This is a genomic window from Vibrio sp. 03_296 (assembly GCF_002265885.1).
Genome location: NZ_NPKW01001071.1, coordinates 1 through 428, shown reverse-complemented (window position 1 = coordinate 428; position 428 = coordinate 1). Strand labels below are relative to the sequence as shown.

Sequence of the window (428 nt, the reverse complement as noted above, 5' to 3'; positions counted from 1 at the left end):
ATTAACCCTAACCCAGAGAAAGACACTTGAGTAATGGTTGTTGTTGAGCTGCTGGCCCGYTTGGTAAGGAAAAGCCAAACGCGCATTGGAGGTGGCGTAGACTTCTTCCCATGTACATTCCCTTTTTCTGATTCACTGCCAAAGCCAGCGCTGATGGAATCTCCAATAAAGAGAATATGCGGCTTGTGTCCCCACACTCCGTCTAGTGAACCGTTGTGTTCAACCGAAGAGAAAACGGCTCATGCTGGCGTATTTTCAGTTCGTTTAACCACTTCGAGCAACACATGTTGTGCGCTTTCCGATGCAAAGATCTCGAAGGTTTCCGTCACGCCATTGGGTTGCGTCATCAGTGTTTTGCTCAGCTTACCGTCAACCAATACATCAAAATAGTCGCCATTCCCTTGCATGGTGAGGGCAAAGTGGCTGCC

General features: G+C 48.5%; 1 pseudogene. It reads right to left on the bottom strand.

Annotated features, from left to right (window positions below):
• Positions 1 to 239: 239 nt before the first annotated feature.
• Positions 240 to 428, bottom strand: a pseudogene (locus tag CIK04_RS35000) (lipolytic enzyme); the annotation flags it as partial.